The organism is Vibrio sp. 10N.222.52.B7 (assembly GCF_041474275.1).
Lineage (GTDB): Bacteria > Pseudomonadota > Gammaproteobacteria > Enterobacterales > Vibrionaceae > Vibrio > Vibrio crassostreae_C.
Genome location: NZ_JBFRTU010000508.1, coordinates 1 through 310 on the forward strand (window position 1 = coordinate 1; position 310 = coordinate 310).

The 310-nt window shown below is 47.1% G+C and carries 1 protein-coding gene; it reads left to right on the forward strand.

Annotated elements, in window-relative coordinates; translation table 11 throughout:
• A partial coding sequence (locus AB4512_RS23930) for a VCBS domain-containing protein (protein ID WP_372175992.1) occupies nt 1–310 on the forward strand: 310 nt, incomplete at both ends.

Here is a 310-nt window from a genome sequence, read left to right on the forward strand (position 1 = left end):
GATACAACCACAGTACAAACTTCTGATGGAGGTGAGCAAGTCATTACAGTCACTATTATTGGTACTGACGATGCGGCTGTAGCCACTGATGATTCAGGCAGTGTGACTGAGGACATTGATGTCGATGACATCACCAACCAACTAGTGACGTCTGGTCAGATCGTGATTACAGACGTAGATAGCGACACTCCTACCTTTTCAGCTGATGGTGAGTTTAACCTCGTAGGTTCAACAAACGACTCACAACTTGGCGTATTGAGCATCGAACCTGACGGCGCTTGGACTTACGCAGTCAATAACGATGACGTGC